Here is a 17,649-nt window from a genome sequence, read left to right as displayed (position 1 = left end):
GGCCGCGGCGCCTCGACGGGACGGCCCGCGCCCGGACGCACCCCGGCGCCGCCGTAAGGGGCGCTCGGAGGGCGGCGGTTGCCGGGCTTGGGGGCGGGCTTGGGCTCGGCGGCCGGTTCCTTGCGGGACTCCGCGCCGTCCTCCTGCGCGAACTCGCGCACGCGCTCGGGCCTGACGTCACCGTCGGTCGTGCCGGCGGGGGCGGAGTCGGCCTTCTTGCCCGCGCCGGGACCGGTGGCCCCGCTTCCGGCGGGCTTCTTGGCCGGCGCGTCGGGGGAGGCCTTGGCCGCGTCCCGGCTGGAGGCGGCCCCTGCCGCGGCCCCGGCGGCCTTGCCTGCGGCGGAGTCGTCGGGGGCGCTTTCGGCCGGCTCGGCGGGCTTGCCGGCCGCCTTCGCGCCCGTCGCCGGTTTCACCGGCTTCCTCGCGGGTTTCGCGGCGGGTTTGGCCGCCTCGGCCGGGCGCTGGGCCGGGATCGCGTCTCCGGTCTGCGGCCCCGGCGGTTCGGCGTCCGCCGACCGGGGATTCGGCCGGGGATTCGGCCGGGGCGTCGTCGGGGCGTCCGGAACCGGATTTCTTGGGGTGTTTGGTCGGGGTCGTCGGCAGGTCGGGGTCGGTCGCCTCGAAGGCCTCCGGGGGCACCGCCGACGGTTTCGGCACGCCGTTGGCCCGGCCGGAACGCTGCGGGGAGGGCGGCGACGGCCAGCCGGAGGCGTCGACGGGACGGGGCGCGGCCTGCTCGGTCGCCGCGCGGCGGAGCAGGCGGGCGGTCTCGTCGTAGCCGGGCCGGGTCGCCGGGTCCTTCTCCAGGAGGCGGTCGAGGACGGGGCGCAGCGATCCGGCGTTCCTGGCGGGGTCGGGCGGCTCGGTCAGCACGGCGTGCATGGTCGCCATCGCCATGCCCTTGTCGTGGGGCGGGCGGCCCTCGACGGCGGCGTAGAGGGTCGCGCCGAGCGACCACAGGTCGGACTCGCGCTGGGCGGGGCCGCCGCGCAACCGCTCGGGCGCGATGAAGGCGGGGGTGCCGACCAGGCCGGTGCGGGTCATCGTCGAGTCGGTCTCGACCCGCGCGATGCCGAAGTCGGTCAGCACCACGCGCCCGTCGTCGGCGAGCAGCACGTTCTCGGGCTTCACGTCACGGTGTAACACGCCCTGCGCGTGGGCGGCCCGGAGCGCGTCGAGGATCTGCAGGCCGATCTCGGTCGCCCGTTTGGGCGTCAGCGGGCCGTCCTGCCTGATCACCTGCCCCAGCGACCGCGACTCGACGAGCTGCATGATGATCCAGGGCCGCCCGTCCTCCTCGATCACGTCGTGGACGACGACCACATTCGGATGGGTCAGCCGCCCGGCGGCGCGCGCCTCACGCATGGTCCGGCGGTTCAGCTCGGGCAGCTCGTCGCCCATCGCGCTGTCGTACCGGACCTCCTTCACCGCCACGGCGCGGTCGAGCAGCTCGTCATGGGCCCGCCACACGATGCCCATGCCGCCCCGGCCGATGGGTTCTATCAAGTGGTACCGGCCCCCGACGAGTCGGCCTTCCGCGTTCGTCATCCCCACCCCTTCCAGAACCCATGAATCGTCCCATGGATGGCAAAGGGATCAAACGCGAGCAGTACTGCCCTGGTAATCTCACGACATGTCCGTACGGATCGCGGATCTGACCATCGGAGAAGGGCGGCCGGTCGCGGTCCTCGGGGGTCCGCTGCTCGTCGAGTTGTCGCCTTCGGTCGAACTCGACGCCCTCGCCGGTCCCGCAGTCGCGGTCGTCGTCGACGACCTGGCGCTCGTCCGGGCCGCCGCGCGGCTCGCGCTGCCGGTGATCCTCAGACGACCGCGCGAGGCCTCGCTCATGGAGTGGCTGACCGCCGCCGACCGCTGCGAGGCCGAGGGGAACCCGTCGGTCGTGCTCTGCGAGGCGGTGCCCGACCTGGCGCTCATGAAGGCCGCCCGCGCGGAGTCGGGGCGGCCGGTGATCGTCGACCTGGGGAAGGACGCGGTGCTCGCCGGGGCCGCCGTCGCGGCGGGGGCCGACGGGCTCCTGCTCGACCCTGACGCGCCCTCCGAGGTCGTCGACGCCGCTGTGGAGGACGCCCGCCTGATCGGCGCCGTGGTGCGCCCTGAGGCGCCGGAGGACCTGCCTCAGGCCCGCGCGGCGATCGACCGGACCGACGCCGCCCTCGCCGTCATCCTGGAGCGCCGGGCCGAACTGGCCGGGGCGATCCAGCGGCTCAAGCCCGTCGGCGGGTTCGCCGGGCGCGACCCCGAGCGGGAGCGCAAGGTGGTCGCCGCGATGGCGCAGCGCGCGCCGCGCCTGGGCGAACCGGGCCTGCGGCCGATCATGGCGGCCGTCATTGAGGCGGGACTACACGCTGCTGAACGTGAGTGGCCGGCGCGCGCTTCGCGTTGACCAGCCGCCAGCCGCCCCAGATCCCGCCCGCCAGGACCGGGATCAGGTAGAAGGCCAGCCGCTGGTCCTCGTCGGCGAACGGCATCAAGACCACCACCAGCGCCAGGAAGCCCAGCGTCAGCCAGTTCGTGTAGGGCGACCCCGGCATCAGGAACGCCGGCTTGGGCAGTTCACCGCGCGTCCAGGCCTGGCGCAGCTTGATCTGGCAGTAGATCAGGGTGCCCCACGTGGTGATCGTGCCGAGGGAGGAGATCGCCACCGCGATGGTGAAGGCCCTCTCGGGGATGTACGAGTACACCGCCACCCCCACCACGTAGACGACGGCCGTCATGAGGATCCCGCCCACCGGCACGTGCCGGGAGCTCAGCGACCGGGTGAACCGGGGGGCCTCGCCGCGCTGCCCCATCGACCGCAGGATGCGCCCGGTGGAGTAGAGCCCGGAGTTGCACGACGACAGCGCCGCCGTGATCACGATCAGGTTCATCACGTCGCCCGCCCAGGGCACCCCGAGCTGGGTGAACACCGTCACGAAGGGGGACTCGCCGGGGCCGTACGACGTCCATGGCAGCACCATCCCGAGCAGCAGCACCGACCCGACGTAGAAGATCGCGATGCGCCAGATGACGCTGTTGACGGCCTTCGGGAGCACCTTGTCGGGGTCCTTGGTCTCGCCGGCCGCGATGCCGACGAGCTCGATGGCGGCGTACGCGAAGACCACCGCCTGGAGGCTCATGAAGACGGGCCCGAACCCCAGCGGGAAGAACCCGCCGTGGGAGACCAGGTTCGACGGCGTGGCCCCGCCGATCGAGAAGATCACCAGGTAGAGCCCGACGATCAGGAAGGTCACGATCGCGACCACCTTGAGCAGCGCGAACCAGAACTCCAGCTCGCCGAACGCCTTCACCGACGCCAGGTTCACCACCAGCACGACCCCCAGCGCGATCAGCGCGGTGAGCCAGCGCGGGAAGTCGGGCGCCCACAGGTGCACGTAGATCGCGATGGCGGTCAGCTCGGCGACGCCCGTGGCGGCCCAGTTGACCCAGTACATCCAGCCGCTGGCGAACCCGGCCCAGGGGCCGACGAACTCGGTGGCGTAGGAGACGAAGGAACCGGAGGTGGGCCGGTAGCTGACCAGCTCGCCGAGGGCCCGCATGACGAAGAAGGCGGCGATGCCGGCGACGGCGTACGAGATCACCAGGGCCGGTCCGGCGGCGGCGAAGCGGCCTCCGGAGCCGAGGAACAGGCCGACGCCGATGGCCCCGCCGATCGCGATCATCTGGACCTGGCGCTTGCCGAGGGCGTGCGAATACCCCTCGTCGAGATTGGTTTTCTCCACCTTTTCCCCCCGGAAGATCTCTTCCGCGACCGTATTCGTGCGGGGAGGTGATCACGCGTAGGCTCTACCTCCATCGGTCGGAAGATGGGGGTCTCATGGGCGATTCGTTTGTGCATCTGCACGTCCACACCGAGTACTCGATGCTCGACGGTGCGGCCCGGCTGAAGCAGATGTTCAAACTGGTGGGCGAGCAGGGCATGCCCGCCATCGCGATCACCGACCACGGCAACATGCACGGCGCCTACGAGTTCTACCGGCAGGCCACCGCCGCCGAGGTGAAGCCGATCATCGGCATCGAGGCCTACGTCGCCCCCGACGCCCGCTTCAACAAGAAGCCGGTCCTGTGGGGCGAGCCCCACCAGAAGAGCGACGACGTCTCGGCGGGTGGCTTCTACACCCACATGACGATCTGGGCGAAGAACCGCGCCGGCCTCCACAACCTGATGAAGCTGTCCTCGCGCGCCTACACCGAGGGCTTCCACCGCAAGTGGGCCCGCATGGACGCCGAGATCCTGGCCGAGCACTCCGAGGGCCTGATGGCCACCACCGGCTGCCCGTCGGGCGAGGTGCAGACCCGGCTGCGCCTCGGCCAGTACGACGAGGCCGTCAAGGCGGCGGCGAAATTTCAGGACATCTTCGGCAAGGAGAACTACTTCCTTGAGATCATGGACCACGGCCTCGACATCGAGCGCCGGGTCCGCGACGGCCTGACCCGGATCTCCCGGGAGCTCGACATCCCGCCGCTGGTCACCAACGACTCCCACTACACCTACGAGTCCGACGCCCAGTCGCACGACGCTCTCCTGTGCGTCCAGACCGGCAAGCAGCTCTCCGACCCCGGCCGGTTCCGGTTCGACGGCAGCGGCTACTACATCAAGACCGCCGACGAGATGCGCGCCGTCGACTCCTCCGACCTGTGGCAGGAGGGGTGCCGCAACACCCTCCTGGTCGCCGAGAAGGTCGACCCCACCGGGTTCTTCCAGCACAAGAACCTGATGCCGACCTACCCCATCCCCGACGGGATGACCGAGGAGGAGTTCTTCCGCCAGGAGGTCTGGAAGGGCATGCACCGCCGCTTCCCCGGCGGCGTCGACGACGAGCACCGCGAGTGGGTCGAGAACGAGCTGCGCGTCATCGTGCAGATGGGCTTCCCGAGCTACTTCCTCGTGGTCGCCGACTTCATCATGTGGGCCAAGAACAACGGCATCCGGGTCGGCCCGGGCCGTGGTTCGGCGGCGGGCTCGCTGGTCGCCTACTCGCTGGGCATCACCGACCTCGACCCGATCCCGTTCGGCCTCTACTTCGAGCGGTTCCTCAACCCCGAGCGCGTCTCCATGCCCGACGTCGACATCGACTTCGACGAGCGCAGGCGCGCCGACGTGATCAGGTACGTCACCGAGAAGTGGGGCTCCGACAAGGTCGCCATGATCGCCACCTTCGGCACGATCAAGGCGAAAGCGGCCGTGAAGGACGCCGGCCGCGTCCTGGGCTACCCCTACGCGCTCGGTGACAAGGTCTCCAAGGCCTTCCCGCCCGCCGTGATGGGCAAGGACATCCCGCTCTCCGGCATCTTCGACAGCGACCACCCGCGCTACAACGAAGCCGGTGAGCTGCGCAAACTCTACGAAGAAGACGTCGACGTCAAGGCGACCATCGACCTCGGGCGCGGTCTTGAGGGCCTGATCCGGCAGACCGGCGTCCACGCCGCCGGCGTGATCATGTCGTCGGAGGTGCTGACCGACTACATCCCGATCATGCGCCGCGACTCCGACGGCGCGATCATCACGCAGTTCGACTACCCGACCTGCGAGACGCTCGGCCTGCTGAAGATGGACTTCCTCGGCCTGCGCAACCTGACGATCATCGACGACTGCCTGAAGATGGTCGAGCTCAACACCGGCAACAAGATCGAGCTGCTCGACCTGCCGCTCGACGACGCCAAGACCTACGAGCTGCTGGCCCGCGGCGACACCCTCGGCATCTTCCAGCTCGACGGCGGCGGCATGCGCACCCTCCTGCGGCTGATGCGCCCCGACAACTTCGAGGACATCTCCGCCGCCCTCGCGCTCTACCGTCCCGGCCCGATGGGCGCCAACTCCCACACCAACTACGCGCTGCGCAAGAACAAGCAGCAGGAGATGACGCCGATCCACCCGGAGCTCGAAGAGCCCCTCGCCGACATCCTGTCCACGACCTACGGCCTGATCGTCTACCAGGAGCAGGTCATGGCCATCGCCCAGCGCGTCGCGGGGTACTCGCTCGGCGGCGCCGACCTGCTCCGCCGCGCGATGGGCAAGAAGAAGAAGTCGGAACTCGACAAGCAGTACGAGTTCTTCGAGAAGGGCATGCGCGACAACGGCTACTCCAAAGAGGCCATCAAGGCCCTGTGGGACATCCTGCTGCCGTTCTCCGACTACGCCTTCAACAAGGCCCACACCGCCGGATACGGCCTGGTCTCCTACTGGACGGCCTACCTCAAGGCCAACTACCGCGCCGAGTACATGGCCGCCCTGCTCACGAGCGTCAAGGACGACAAGGACAAGTCGGCGCTCTACCTCAACGAGTGCCGCCACATGGGCATCAAGGTGCTGCCGCCCGACGTCAGCGACTCCGACTTCGACTTCACCCCGCGCGGCGCCGACATCCGCTTCGGCCTGTCGGCGATCCGCAACGTCGGCGGCAACGTCGTCGACGGCATCATCGCCGCCCGCAAGGAGAAGGGCCGCTTCACCGACTTCAAGGACTTCCTGCGCAAGGTCCCGGCCCAGGTCTGCAACAAGCGGGTCATCGAGTCGCTGATCAAGGCGGGGGCGTACGACTCGATGGGCCACGTCCGCAAGGGCCTGGTGATGATCCACGAGCAGGCCGTCGACGCGATCATCGACATCAAGAAGAACGAGGCCATCGGGCAGGACTCGCTGTTCGGCGCGGTCGACGGCGGTGAGGACCAGACCTTCGACGTGACCATCCCCGAGGGTGAATGGGACAAGAACACCGTCCTGCAGTTCGAGCGCGAGATGCTCGGCCTCTACGTCTCCGACCACCCGCTCCTCGGCGTCGAGCACATCCTGTCGAGCGGCGCCGACTGCTCGATCACCGCCCTTCAAGACGACTCCCGGCCCGACGGCCAGATCGTCACGGTCGGCGGCATCCTCAGCGGCGTGCAGCGCAAGGTCACCAAGAAGGGCGACACCTGGGTCCTCACCCAGCTCGAAGACCTCGGCGGCTCGATCGAGGTGATGATCTTCCCGTCGGCCTACCAGCTGTGCGCCACGATCCTGGCCGAAGACGCGATCGTCTTCGTCAAGGGCCGCATCGACAAGCGCGAAGACGTCGCCAAGATCATCGCCATGGAGGTCACCCAGCCCGACCTGACGGTCGAGTCGGGCGGCCCGCTGGTGGTCAGCCTGGCCATGGCCCGGGTCACCCCGCCGGTCGTCGGCCGCCTCAAAGAGGTGCTGACCACCCATCCCGGCACGACCGAGGTGCACCTCCAGGTCCACAACGGGCCGCGTACGACCGTGATGCGCCTCGACGACCGCCTGCGGGTGACCCCGAGCCCGGCCCTGATGGGCGACCTCAAACAGCTCCTCGGGCCGGCCTGCCTGGGGGCGTAGCGTTACCAGACGTTACGCTGTGTTAGGTTGACGCTGGTTCCCCCTGGTTGTCGAGCTGTTTCGGGGGGAGCGGCATGGCACGGGTCACGACGGCCGGTGGGCTGGCGGTCTGCGGCGCACTCGGCGGGGTCCTGGCGGCGGCGTTGGTCGCGCCGATCGTCGCCGGGGCCGGGGTGGCGAGCAACACGGCGGCCGGGACCATCACCAAGCTCCCGCCGCCGCCCCGCGAAGACCCGCTGCCCGAGGTGACCCGGCTGGTCGACAAAGACGGCCGCCAGTTCGCCCAGTTCTACTCCCAGAACCGGCAGTCGGTCACGATCGACCAGGTCTCCAAGCCGATGCGCGAGGCGATCGTCGCGATCGAGGACGCCCGCTTCTACGAGCACGCCGGCCTCGACGTGCGGGGCACGGTCCGGGCGCTGATCGCCAACACCCAGGCCGGCGGCATCCGCCAGGGCGGTTCGTCGCTGACCCAGCAGCTCGTGAAGAACATCCTGGTCAACCGGGCCGAGTCGGACAAGGAACGCGACTCCGCGCAGGTCCGCAGCATCCGCCGCAAGTTCACCGAGATGCGCTACGCGCTGGCGCTGGAGGAGAAGTACTCCAAAGACCAGATCCTGGAGCGCTACCTGAACATCGCCTACTTCGGCGCGGGCGCGTTCGGCGTCCAGGCGGCGGCCCGGCGGTTCTTCGGCGTGTCGGCGAAGGACCTCACCCTGGGCCAGGCGGCGGCGCTGGCGGGGGCGGTCCGGACGCCCTACTCGACCGACCCGGCGCGCGGCGAGGAGCAGCGCGAGAAGCTGCAGCAGCGGCGCGACCTGGTGCTCGACCGGATGGCCGAGCTCGGCAAGATCACCCCCATCGTGGCGGCCGCCGCGAAGTCGCAGGCGCTCGGGCTCAACATGCGGTCGGAACCCGGCGGGTGCGCCGAGTCGGACTATCCCTTCTTCTGCGTGTACGTCCAGCACGAGATCCTCGCCAACCCCGCGTTCGGCCATTCCCGGGCCGACCGCGAGCGCCGCCTCCAGCGGGGCGGCCTCACCCTGAAGACCACGCTCGACGCGACCGCCCAGAAGGCGGCGAACAAGGCCATCGAGGCGCGCGTCGCGGCCGAGGACACCGAGGTGGCGGCCGAGGCCATGGTCGAGCCCGGCACGGGCCGCATCAGGGCGCTGGCGGCCAGCAAGCGCTACGGCAGCAACCCCGGCGGCAAGGTCACCGGCCCCAACACGACCTTCAACCTGCCCGCCGACACCGCCCACGGGGGCGGCATGGGCTTCCAGGCGGGCTCGACCTTCAAGATCTTCACCTTGGCGACCGCGCTGGCCAAGGGGTGGAAGTTCGGCCAGGGGTTCGACACGCCCGGCGTGTTCGTCCCGTCGGAGGGCTTCACCGACTGCGCCGGCAAACCGGTCAACGACCCCGGCGCGAAGATCTACAACGCGTCCGGCGAGGGCAAGGGCGGCCCCTACAGCCTGGAGCTGGGGACGTGGAAGTCGTCCAACATCTTCTTCATGATGCTGGAGCGCGAGGTCGGCCTCTGCGACGTCATCCGGACCGCCAAGGCGCTCGGCATCCAGCGCGCCGACGGCGGGAAGCTGTCGGAGGTGCCGACGTTCACCCTCGGCGTCAACGAGATGGACCCCCTGACGGTCGCCTCGGCCATCGCGACGTTCGGGGCGCGCGGCAAGTACTGCAAGCCGGTCGCCATCACCGAGATCGTCGAACGCGACGGGCGGCGGGTGGAGATCCCGCCGAGCTGTTCGGCGACCGTCGACCCGGCGGTGGCCGACGCGGTGAACGAGGTGCTCTCCGGGGTCTTCACGCAGGGGACGATGAAGGGCCAGTCGATCGGCCGTCCGGCCGCCGGGAAGACCGGGACCAACAACAACTACACGTCGGCGTGGTTCGCCGGGTACACCCCGAACCTGGCCGCCGCCGTGAGCGTCGGAGACATCCGGGGGTCGTACAAGTACCCCCTGAACGGGGTCAGCATCGGAGGCCAGACCTACGGCTCGGTCCAGGGGGCCTCGCTTCCGGGCCCGATCTGGGTCGACTCGATGCAGGGCGCCCTGCGCGACACCCCGGCCACCGACTTCACCGCCCCCGACATGGGCCGCTTCGGCGGCGGCTTCACGCCCGGCCTCCGCGAGGCGATGGCCGCCGAGCGCGGCGACGTCGAGTACGAGTACTGGTACGAGGACGAGGACGGCAACCTCTACCCGGAGGACGACTCCTACCGGCGCGGCCCCCGCGACGACTACTACCGGGGCGACCCGCGGATGGAGGGCGACGGCCGCCGCCGCCGCGACTGATTCCCGTCGGCTCCCCGGTCGTGCTCCTCGTTCCGTTCTACGCCGGCTTTGAGGTGCGGGGGGTGCGGGACCGCCGGCTCGTCCCGGGGTCCGGCGGCGGAACCTGAGATGGCCGTGACCCCGGTGAGGTCACGGCCATCGAGAAGGCGTCAGACGTCGGTACGGCGGATCTTCAGGCCCAGCGAGGTGAACTGGTCGAACGGGCGGTGGTAGCCGCGCTCGATGTGGTTCACGCCGCGCAGGGTCGAGGTGCCCTCGGCCACCGCCGCCGCGAGGACCGCCGAGAAGCCCGCCCGGATGTCGGGGAGCGTCACGTCGGCGCCGCGCAGCTTGGAGACGCCGCGGACGACCGCCGAGTGCTTGGCGTTGGTGTCGTGGTAGCGGCAGGCCGGGCCGCCGAGGCACTGGGAGAAGACCTCGATCTCGCAGCCCATCTTCTGCAGCGCCGGGACGTACACCAGCCGGTTCTCGAAGACCGTCTCGTGCAGGACCGACATGCCCTCGGCCCGGGTGAACAGGACCATGAGCGGCGTCTGCCAGTCGGTCATGAACCCGGGGTGGGTGTCGGTCTGCACGGCGGCGGCGCGCAGGCCGTCGGGGGCCGAGGCGGTCAGCCAGTCGTCGGTGATGTCGAACCGGGCACCCATGCGGGCCAGGGTCGTGATCGCGGTGACCAGACGGTCCTGCGGGCAGCCGTGGACGCGCACCTCGCCGCCCGTGACCAGGCCCGCGACGAGGTAGGAGAAGGCCTCGATGCGGTCGCCGGCCAGCCAGGTCGAGGCGCCGTGGAGCTTCTCGACGCCCTCGATGACGATGCGGCGGTCGGGGGACAGCTCGATCATCGCGCCCATGCGCTGGAGGTAGAGCGCGAGCTCGACGACCTCGGGCTCCATGGCGGCGCCCTTGATGACCGTCTTGCCCTCGGCCAGGACCGCCGTCATCAGGATGGTCTCGGTCGCGCCGACGCTCGGGTAGGGGAGGGTGATGCGGGTCCCGTGGAGGCGGGAGGCCTTGGCCGTGATGCCGCTTTCGTCCTCGATGATCTCGGCGCCCATGGAGCGCAGCGCCTCGAGGTGGAAGTTGACCGGGCGGCGGCCGATGGGGTCGCCGCCGACCATCGGCACGAACGCCTCGCCCGCCAGGTGGAGGAGCGGGCCGAGCATCAGGATGGGGATCCGGTTGAGGCCGGTGTACTTCTCCGGGACCCTCGGCTCGATGACGCTGCCGCGTTCCAGGGTGATCTCGCCGTCGCCGATCTCGACGTGGATGCCCAGGGCCTCCAGCATGGCGGCGGTCAGGTGGACCTCGCCGACCTCGGGGGCGTTGTGCAGGGTGCTCGGACCGTCGCCCAGCATGGCCGCGACCATGTGCTTGGACACGGCGTTCTTGGACCCTCGGACCTCGACGTCCCCCCGCAGCGGACCGGAGGGTTCGATGAGCCACGCTTGTTCGTTCACCCGCCAATGCTAACGGCGTGGCCCGCCTGGTCTAGGTAGGTACCATCGGGACGGTGCGGCCTGTGAAGTACTTCGGTGGGACGGTCCTGCTCCTCGCGGTGCTGGGGGTGCCCGCGGGATTCCTGTGGTCGTTCCTCGCGCCGCGCACCCGATACGTCCTCTACGAAGGCGCGTGGCGGGTGGCCGATCCGAACACCCAGGCGCTCATCGCGGCCGACGGCTACTTCGCACTGATCACCGCGACCCTCGGGCTGATCGCGGGGCTGATCGCCTACCAGAGGGCCGGTGACGACGGGCTGCCGATCGTCCTGGGGCTCGGGGCCGGCGGGCTGGCCGGGTCGTTCACGGCCTACCTCATCGGGTCGTCGATGGGGGGCGAGGTCGTGCGGGCCGCGACCTCGGCGGGGGAGTTCGCGACCCGTGACCTGCTGGGCGTGACGGCCAAGGGCGTGCTGGTGTTCTGGGCGGTGCTCGCGGCCGGGGTGTTCTGGGCGCGCGAGTTCGCGGTCACCTACCGGGAGCGCAAAGCGATGGACGGACCGATCCCGCCCTCGTGACCCGCTCGAACGCGTGGCCGACCTTGATGACGCCGAGGTCGTCCCAGGGGCGGCCGATGATCTGCACGCCGACCGGCAGCCCGGTCTCGGTGAAGCCGCACGGCACCGACAGGGCCGGGACCCCGAGCACGCTGATCAGGTAGCAGGAGCGCATCCAGGCCAGGTAGTCGGGCATCTGGAGGCCGTCGACGGAACGTACATAGGGATCTTCGACCGGGAACGGCGGGACCTGGCTGACCGGGGCGATCAGGTAGTCCCAGGTGCCGAAGAAGCCGTTCACGCGGTGCCAGAGGCGGGTGCGCAGCTTCTCGGCCCTCGCCAGGTCGTCGCCGGTGACCTCGCGGCCCTTCTCGACGTTCCAGCGCACGTTCTCGCCGACGCCCTCCAGGTCGCCGTAGGTGGCGGCGTACCACCAGGCGCGGTAGGTGCGGAAGGCCTCGTCGGCGCCCGTCAGGTTCAGGTCGGCGTGCTCGACGGTGGCGCCCAGCCCGCGGAAGGCCTCGGCCGCCTGGGCGGTCACCCGGGCCGTCTCGCCGTCGACCGGCAGCCCGCCGAGGCTGGGGGAATAGGCGATGCGCAACCGGCTGACGTCGGTCTCCAGGGAGCCGCCGAAGACCGACGGGTCCTCCTGGATCGACAGCGGAGAACTCGGGTCGGGCCCCGCGACGGCGGTCAGGAACAGGGCCAGGTCCTGTACGGTCCGCGCCATCGGCCCCGACACGCCCAGTGTGAACCACGCGGCGGTCGTCGACTTCGACGGCACCCGCCCGGGCGTGGGCCGCAGCCCGACGATGTTGCAGAACGAGGCCGGGTTGCGCAGCGAGCCGCCCATGTCGGAGCCGTCGGCCAGCGGCGTCATCCCCGCCGCCAGCGCCGCCGCCGCGCCGCCGCTCGACCCGCCGGCCGACTTGGTCAGGTCGTAGGGGTTGCGGGTGGCCCCGAAGACCTCGTTGACGGTGTGGGAGCCGGTGCCGAACTCCGGCGTGTTCGTCTTCCCGATCATCACCCCGCCCGCGTCGCGGACCCTGCGGACGATGAGGTCGTCGACGGTCGGGACGTGGTCGGCGAACAGCGCCGACCCGAACGTGGTCCGGACCCCCTTGGTCGACACCAGGTCCTTGTGCGCGACCGGCAGCCCGTGCAGCGGCCCCTGCCACTCACCGGCGTCGAGCTCACGGGCCCGGTCGAGGGCCCGTTCGGCGGTGACCGTCACGATCGCGTTGACCTGCGGATTGACCGCCTCGATGCGGTCGAGGTGAGCCTGGGTGACCTCGGCCGCGCTGATCTCCCGGGCACGCAGCAGGGCCGAGGTCTCCGACGCGGTGAGATAGTGCAGTTCCGTCACCGGCGCCACCATAGCCGAGCGGCCGGACGGCGGGCCCCCGCGCCGCCGCCGACCGTGTGATCCGAAGGTACGCCCGGAGGTATGCCCGTTTCGTCCTCCGGGAAGGTGAACCTCGGCTACACCCTCGGTAGGGTGCCCTGGTGCTTCCGGACCATCTCTTCGGCCCACTCGACCTCGACGCCGCGCTCGAGCGCGCCTACGACCGGGGCGAGGAGAAGGCCGCCTGGGAACTGCTCGCCGACGCCCTCATGGACCCGAGAGCCCGGGGCGACCGGCGCATCCCGGCCTACGTCGTGGAGCTCATCGACGACTACACCGTCGACGGGTGGGAGCAGGACACCCTCGACCTCCTCCACGACCTGATCGGCGTGGAACCGGCCCTGACCGGCCCGCTGCGCACCCCGATGGCCGAGCTGCACGGCCAGCTCGGCGACTCGGCCACGGCGCTGCGCCTGCTGCGCACCCGGCGGGCCGAACTCGCCCGGCTGCCCGCCGACGAGCGCGACGAGGAGTTCTACCCGGCGGCGGCGATGATCGCCGGCCCGTTCGACCCGGCGTTCGCCGCCGACCTCCTCGACGACGGCCTGCGGCTCGCGCTCGACCTGGGCCGCCCGCCCGCGACCGTCCGCTACCTCGACCTGCTGCGCCGGCGCTTCGGCGGCCCCGGCCCGCTGTCCGACCAGGTCGAGGCCCATGTCACGGCCGAGCCGGCCGCCCCGAAGACCACCCAGCCGGTGATCGAGAAGAAGCCGACCGTGCGGCTGCCCTACGTGCCCGGCGACGACCTGCGGGCGCTGGAGGCGCGCTTCCGGCAGGCCGACCTCGAGACCAGGGTCGCGGTCGTCCGCCTTGAGGAGGATGCCCCCTCCTCGGAGGAGGAGCGCCTGGCGCTGGTCGCCCTGGCCGACCCGGCCGGCGACATCGCCTGGCCGCCGGGGCGCAACGACGGGTGCTGGTGCGGGTCCGAGCGCAAGTACAAGAAGTGCTGCGGCTCGCCCGTCTAGGAGCTGTTTGGGGTTCGGATCTAGGTGAGGGCCGGTGGTGGGCTGGCCGTGGCTGGTAGAACCGGATGTGGCGCGTTTTGATGTGACCGATGCCGGCCACCGGGCCGCTGCCCCGGCGGGTGCGTGATCAGTTCAACGGGATCTTGTGGCGGTTCCGTACCGGATCGGGATGGTTTCCAGAAGATGAAGACCTGGCGCGGGGTCAGCCACCCGCTATGACACTCCACTTACGCGGCGTGACCATGTGGCTGAAGCTCCTCACCTCAACCACATGATCCGAATTCAGAACAGCTCCTGGTCGTGACGCCGCGCATGCGGGCGAGACCGGCGGCACGCGTGGTGAGGGGACGGTAGCCGAGTTCGGCGCGCGCCTTGCGGTCGCTGACGTCGAAGGGGCGGCCGTTGAACTCGACGAGCATCCGGGTGATCGGGGGTTCACCGGGACGGCGCAGGAGCCGATGGGCGAACTCCAGGGTGTTCGCCACGGTCCGTGCCAGCGGATAGGGGATGCTGCGGGCCGGGCGGGGCAGTTCCCGGGTGCTCAGCAGCGCGGTCAGGAACTCGCCGATGGTGGTGGTCTCCTCGTCGAACACGTAGTAGCCCTCCCCGCCTTGGCCGTGGTCGAGGGCGGCGAGGACACCGCTGACGGTGTTGTCCCGGTGGGAGGTGACAACGGGGTGCCGGCCGCCGTCGATGAGCACCATCTTGCCCTCGCGCGCGGCGGTGACGATCTGTTCGAATATCGGGTCGCCGTCGCCCCACACCCAGCCGGGACGGACCACGCAGGTGGTGAGACCGGGAGCATTGGCGCGGCGCACGTCGTGGTCGCTGATCGTCTTGGTGGTCAGATAGGGCGAGTAGGCGGGCCGGTGGAGCGTCCACGACTCGTCCGCGCCGAGGATCGGCCGCCGGCCGCCGACGAGACAGCCGGCTGCTCCGACGTGGACGAACCGGGGCGTCCCCGCCGATCGCGCCGCGGCCAGCAGATTGCGGGTGCCCGTGACGTTGTCGTCGTGGAAGGCGGCCGGACGTCCGCCGCGCATCCGGGCGGCGGCGTGGATCACCGCGTCACACCCGGCCATGGCCCGGGTCAGCGCGTCCTGGTCCGACAGGTCGGCGCGGACGGGACGGGCGCCCAGTGCGGCGACCCGGTCGGCCGCCTGATCGCTGCGGGCCAGGGCGACCGTGCGGTGCCCGGCGGTGTGCAGCGCGGGGATCAGCGCGGCGCCGATGAACCCGGACCCGCCGGTGACGAAGACCGTGCTCATCGCCGCCCCATCCCGTATCGGTCGATCAGCCCGGGGACCTGGTCCCAGTGCTGTACCAGGCCGTATTCGGCGCTCAGCTCGTCGAACGCCGCCCGCCCCCGGGGTGTGTCCAGGCCGGGTCCGGTGAGGATCGCGCCCACCCGGTCGTAGAAACCGTCGAACGTCGCGGGAGTGTGCATCTCGATGATCCGCGCCGGAGTCCCAAGGGCGTTCCAGAACGCGTGCCGGATGCCCCGGGGCCGCACCACGTAGGACCCGGCGGACGCCACCCGCACCTCGTCGCCGATCAGATACGTCAGTTCACCGGACAGAAGGTAGGAACACTCGTCCTCACGGGAGTGGGTGTGGGGAAAGACCACCGCGCCGGGGCCGATCGTCGCCTCCACGACGAACAGCCCGTCGAGGTGCCGCCGGCGCACCTTCATCTCCATGCCGAGCGCGGGAACCGGGTCGCCCTCGTCGGCGGAGATCACCGCCGCAACAGTCATCGCAACCTCCAGACATCTCACTGGTGGTACCACTAGTGATGTCACTAGCGAGTTATCCAGTATCGTTTGCCGGATCATGGGCGAAGTCAAGGCCGGACGGCAGAATCGTCAGGGAAAGGCGGCGCAGACCCGGGCGCGGATGATCGATGCCGCCTACCGGCTGTTCACTCAGCGGGGCTATCCGGCGACGACGATGGCCGACATCGCGGTGGAGGCCGGCGTCGCCGTGCAGACGCTCTACTTCACATTCCGGACCAAGGCCGAACTGCTGCAGAACGTCTACGAGCGGGCGGTCATCGGCGACGCCGACGGCCCGCCGGAGCAGCAGCCCTGGTATGCGGCCATGGTCGCCACCCCGGATCTCGATGAGGCGTTGCGCGTCCTCGTCGACGCCGTCGCCGACGTGCTGGCCCGCACCGCGCCCCTCGACGACTACGTCAAGACCGCCTCCCACGACCCGGAACCCGCCCGGATCCGCGCCCACAACGAACGCCTGCGCCGGGAGTCCTGGTCGCAGTTCGTCGAACTTCTCGCCGCGAAGGCGCCACTGCGGCCCGGCCTGCCCCGCCGGCAGGCCACCGACATCTTGCTGATGCTCATGGGGCCCGCCAGCTACCAGACCCTCGTCGGCGAATACGGATGGACGTCCGGGCAGTGGCGCGACTGGTGCCGGCAGGCCGTTCTCGCCATGATCTTCTCTGAGACCCGCTGACGACTCCAGGAGCTGTTCGAGGTTCGGATCATGTGGTTGAGGTGAGGAGTTTCAGCCACATGATCGAGCCTCGCAGGTGGAGTCCGGCCTCGTAGCTTTCCGGGGTTTTGTCGTAGCGGTTGGCTAACCCGCGCCAGGTCTTGATCTTCTGGAAGCAGCGCTCCACGGTGTTGCGCCGCCGGTAGAGCTTCGGGTCGAAACCGACCGGCCGCCCGCCGGCCGAGCCCTTCCGCTTCCGGTTGGCCTGCTGGTCGCTCTTCTCCGGAATGACCGCGATGATCCGGCGTAGGCGCAGGTAAGCACGGTTGGCCTTGGAGGAGTAGGCCTTGTCCGCGGCCACCGCACCAGGACGGGTCCGCGGCCGACCGGCCGGACCGGGGATACGAATCTTGTCCAGGACGGCCGGGAAGCGCGGGCAGTCGCCCGCCTGCCCCGGGGTCAGCACGAACGCCAGGGGCAGCCCGGCGGCATCGACCACGGCGTGGATCTTGCTGCTCAGCCCGCCCCGGGATCGCCCGAGCCGGGCCCTGGCGCGGGCTTTGCGGCGGCGCCGTGTGATCGCACGATCCTGGCCTGAGTCCGCATCGCCCGGCGCAGCCCCGCCACCCGCCTGATCTCCTTCTCCGACGGGTGTGACCCGCGGCCCATGACCCGCAGCACCGGCGGCTGTTCCTCCAGCGGAGCCCCCTTTTCCTCGGTCAGGGCCTGTTCCAGCGCGTCCAGGGTCTCCCCGGCCACCGCCAGCCCGGATGATTCCTGATGCGCCCGCACGATCGTGGAATCCACACTGACCAGTTCCAACCCGACCTGCCCCCGTGAGGCGGCCTCGGCGATCAGCCCATCCATCAGCCCCTGGAACACCCCGGCCTTGGCCCAGCCGTTGAAACGGGAGTAGATCGTCGACCAGGGCCCGTATCGTTCCGGCACGTCACGCCACCCCGACCCGGTGCGGAAGCGCCACAGGATCCCGTTGAACTGGTCACGCACCCGCCTTGGCAGCGGCCCGGTGGCCGCCACCGGCACCAACGGCTCGATCAACGCCCACTCGGCATCGGTCACATCAAAACGCGCCACAACCGGGTTCTATCAGCCATGGCCAGCCCACCACCGGACCTCACCAAGATCCGAACTCAGAACAGCTCCTAG

12 protein-coding genes and 1 pseudogene are annotated in these 17,649 nt (G+C 70.4%); 6 read left to right on the top strand and 7 right to left on the bottom strand.

What is annotated here, in order from left to right; genetic code table 11:
* Positions 1–177: 177 nt before the first annotated feature.
* A complete protein-coding gene (locus tag FDA94_RS40175) occupies positions 178–1,548 on the bottom strand; it encodes a serine/threonine-protein kinase (RefSeq protein ID WP_137251837.1) in 1,371 nt (456 codons plus the stop codon).
* 85 nt (positions 1,549–1,633) lie between these two features.
* On the opposite strand from FDA94_RS40175, the gene FDA94_RS41410 reads away from it, so the two are divergent.
* Entirely contained in the window at positions 1,634–2,404 is a 771-nt protein-coding gene (locus FDA94_RS41410; RefSeq protein ID WP_137251836.1) for a chorismate mutase, read from the top strand.
* Here FDA94_RS41410 and FDA94_RS37855 read toward each other — a convergent pair.
* Positions 2,346–3,740, bottom strand: coding sequence for an amino acid permease (locus FDA94_RS37855; protein ID WP_246060372.1), 1,395 nt, complete (start codon positions 3,738–3,740; stop codon positions 2,346–2,348). The two genes, FDA94_RS41410 and FDA94_RS37855, sit on opposite strands and share 59 nt — an antisense overlap.
* A gap of 95 nt (positions 3,741–3,835) precedes the next feature.
* Between FDA94_RS37855 and dnaE the strand changes: the two genes are divergently transcribed.
* Together dnaE and FDA94_RS37845 are read left to right on the top strand one after the other, a co-directional pair.
* A complete protein-coding gene (gene dnaE, locus FDA94_RS37850) occupies positions 3,836–7,357 on the top strand; it encodes a DNA polymerase III subunit alpha (RefSeq protein WP_137251835.1) in 3,522 nt (1,173 codons plus the stop codon).
* Between the two features lie 74 nt (positions 7,358–7,431).
* Positions 7,432–9,672 carry a transglycosylase domain-containing protein gene (locus FDA94_RS37845; RefSeq protein ID WP_137251834.1) on the top strand — a complete coding sequence of 747 codons (2,241 nt, stop codon included), beginning with the start codon at positions 7,432–7,434 and terminating at the stop codon, positions 9,670–9,672.
* Positions 9,673–9,821: 149 nt separating this feature from the next.
* On the opposite strand, the gene murA is transcribed toward FDA94_RS37845, so the two are convergent.
* Complete coding sequence (murA, locus tag FDA94_RS37840; RefSeq protein ID WP_137251833.1) at positions 9,822–11,129, bottom strand: UDP-N-acetylglucosamine 1-carboxyvinyltransferase; 1,308 nt, start codon at positions 11,127–11,129, stop codon at positions 9,822–9,824.
* A 53-nt stretch (positions 11,130–11,182) separates the two neighbouring features.
* Here murA and FDA94_RS37835 point away from each other — a divergent pair, with 53 nt between their 5' ends.
* Positions 11,183–11,686 (top strand): hypothetical protein, encoded by a 504-nt coding sequence (locus FDA94_RS37835; RefSeq protein ID WP_137251832.1) that lies wholly within the window; start codon positions 11,183–11,185, stop codon positions 11,684–11,686.
* On the opposite strand, the gene FDA94_RS37830 is transcribed toward FDA94_RS37835, so the two are convergent.
* Positions 11,637–13,031, bottom strand: coding sequence for an amidase (locus FDA94_RS37830; RefSeq protein WP_212735693.1), 1,395 nt, complete (start codon positions 13,029–13,031; stop codon positions 11,637–11,639). The genes FDA94_RS37835 and FDA94_RS37830 overlap by 50 nt on opposite strands.
* A 140-nt stretch (positions 13,032–13,171) precedes the next feature.
* Between FDA94_RS37830 and FDA94_RS40895 the strand changes: the two genes are divergently transcribed.
* A complete protein-coding gene (locus FDA94_RS40895; protein ID WP_246060371.1) occupies positions 13,172–14,035 on the top strand; it encodes an SEC-C domain-containing protein in 864 nt (287 codons plus the stop codon).
* A gap of 263 nt (positions 14,036–14,298) precedes the next feature.
* Here the strand turns inward: FDA94_RS40895 and FDA94_RS37820 are convergent, their stop codons facing one another.
* Positions 14,299–15,303, bottom strand: a complete 1,005-nt coding sequence (locus FDA94_RS37820; protein ID WP_137251830.1) for an NAD-dependent epimerase/dehydratase family protein — start codon at positions 15,301–15,303, stop codon at positions 14,299–14,301.
* Positions 15,300–15,791 carry a cupin domain-containing protein gene (locus FDA94_RS37815; RefSeq protein ID WP_170991305.1) on the bottom strand — a complete coding sequence of 164 codons (492 nt, stop codon included), beginning with the start codon at positions 15,789–15,791 and terminating at the stop codon, positions 15,300–15,302. The genes FDA94_RS37820 and FDA94_RS37815 overlap by 4 nt, the downstream gene beginning before the upstream one ends.
* A 76-nt stretch (positions 15,792–15,867) precedes the next feature.
* On the opposite strand from FDA94_RS37815, the gene FDA94_RS37810 reads away from it, so the two are divergent.
* Positions 15,868–16,503: a TetR/AcrR family transcriptional regulator gene (locus FDA94_RS37810; protein ID WP_170991304.1), complete on the top strand. Its 636-nt coding sequence runs from the start codon at positions 15,868–15,870 to the stop codon at positions 16,501–16,503.
* Between the two features lie 28 nt (positions 16,504–16,531).
* Here FDA94_RS37810 and FDA94_RS37805 read toward each other — a convergent pair.
* A pseudogene (locus tag FDA94_RS37805) lies at positions 16,532–17,577 on the bottom strand (IS5 family transposase).
* Between the last annotated feature and the right edge of the window lie 72 nt (positions 17,578–17,649).

Source organism: Herbidospora galbida, from assembly GCF_005233835.1.
Lineage (GTDB): Bacteria > Actinomycetota > Actinomycetes > Streptosporangiales > Streptosporangiaceae > Herbidospora > Herbidospora galbida.
Note: the sequence above shows the minus strand (reverse complement) of the source record. Positions and strands in the feature narration are given on the sequence as shown.

What these genes read in the sequence shown, in the direction of transcription:
- FDA94_RS37820 (WP_137251830.1), bottom strand. Translation starts at nt 15,303, where the DNA reads ATGAGCACGGTCTTCGTCACCGGCGGGTCCGGGTTCATCGGCGCCGCG.
- FDA94_RS37845 (WP_137251834.1), top strand. Translation starts at nt 7,432, where the DNA reads ATGGCACGGGTCACGACGGCCGGTGGGCTGGCGGTCTGCGGCGCACTC.
- dnaE (WP_137251835.1), top strand. Translation starts at nt 3,836, where the DNA reads ATGGGCGATTCGTTTGTGCATCTGCACGTCCACACCGAGTACTCGATG.
- FDA94_RS37815 (WP_170991305.1), bottom strand. Translation starts at nt 15,791, where the DNA reads ATGACTGTTGCGGCGGTGATCTCCGCCGACGAGGGCGACCCGGTTCCC.
- FDA94_RS41410 (WP_137251836.1), top strand. Translation starts at nt 1,634, where the DNA reads ATGTCCGTACGGATCGCGGATCTGACCATCGGAGAAGGGCGGCCGGTC.
- FDA94_RS37810 (WP_170991304.1), top strand. Translation starts at nt 15,868, where the DNA reads ATGGGCGAAGTCAAGGCCGGACGGCAGAATCGTCAGGGAAAGGCGGCG.
- FDA94_RS40175 (WP_137251837.1), bottom strand. Translation starts at nt 1,548, where the DNA reads ATGACGAACGCGGAAGGCCGACTCGTCGGGGGCCGGTACCACTTGATA.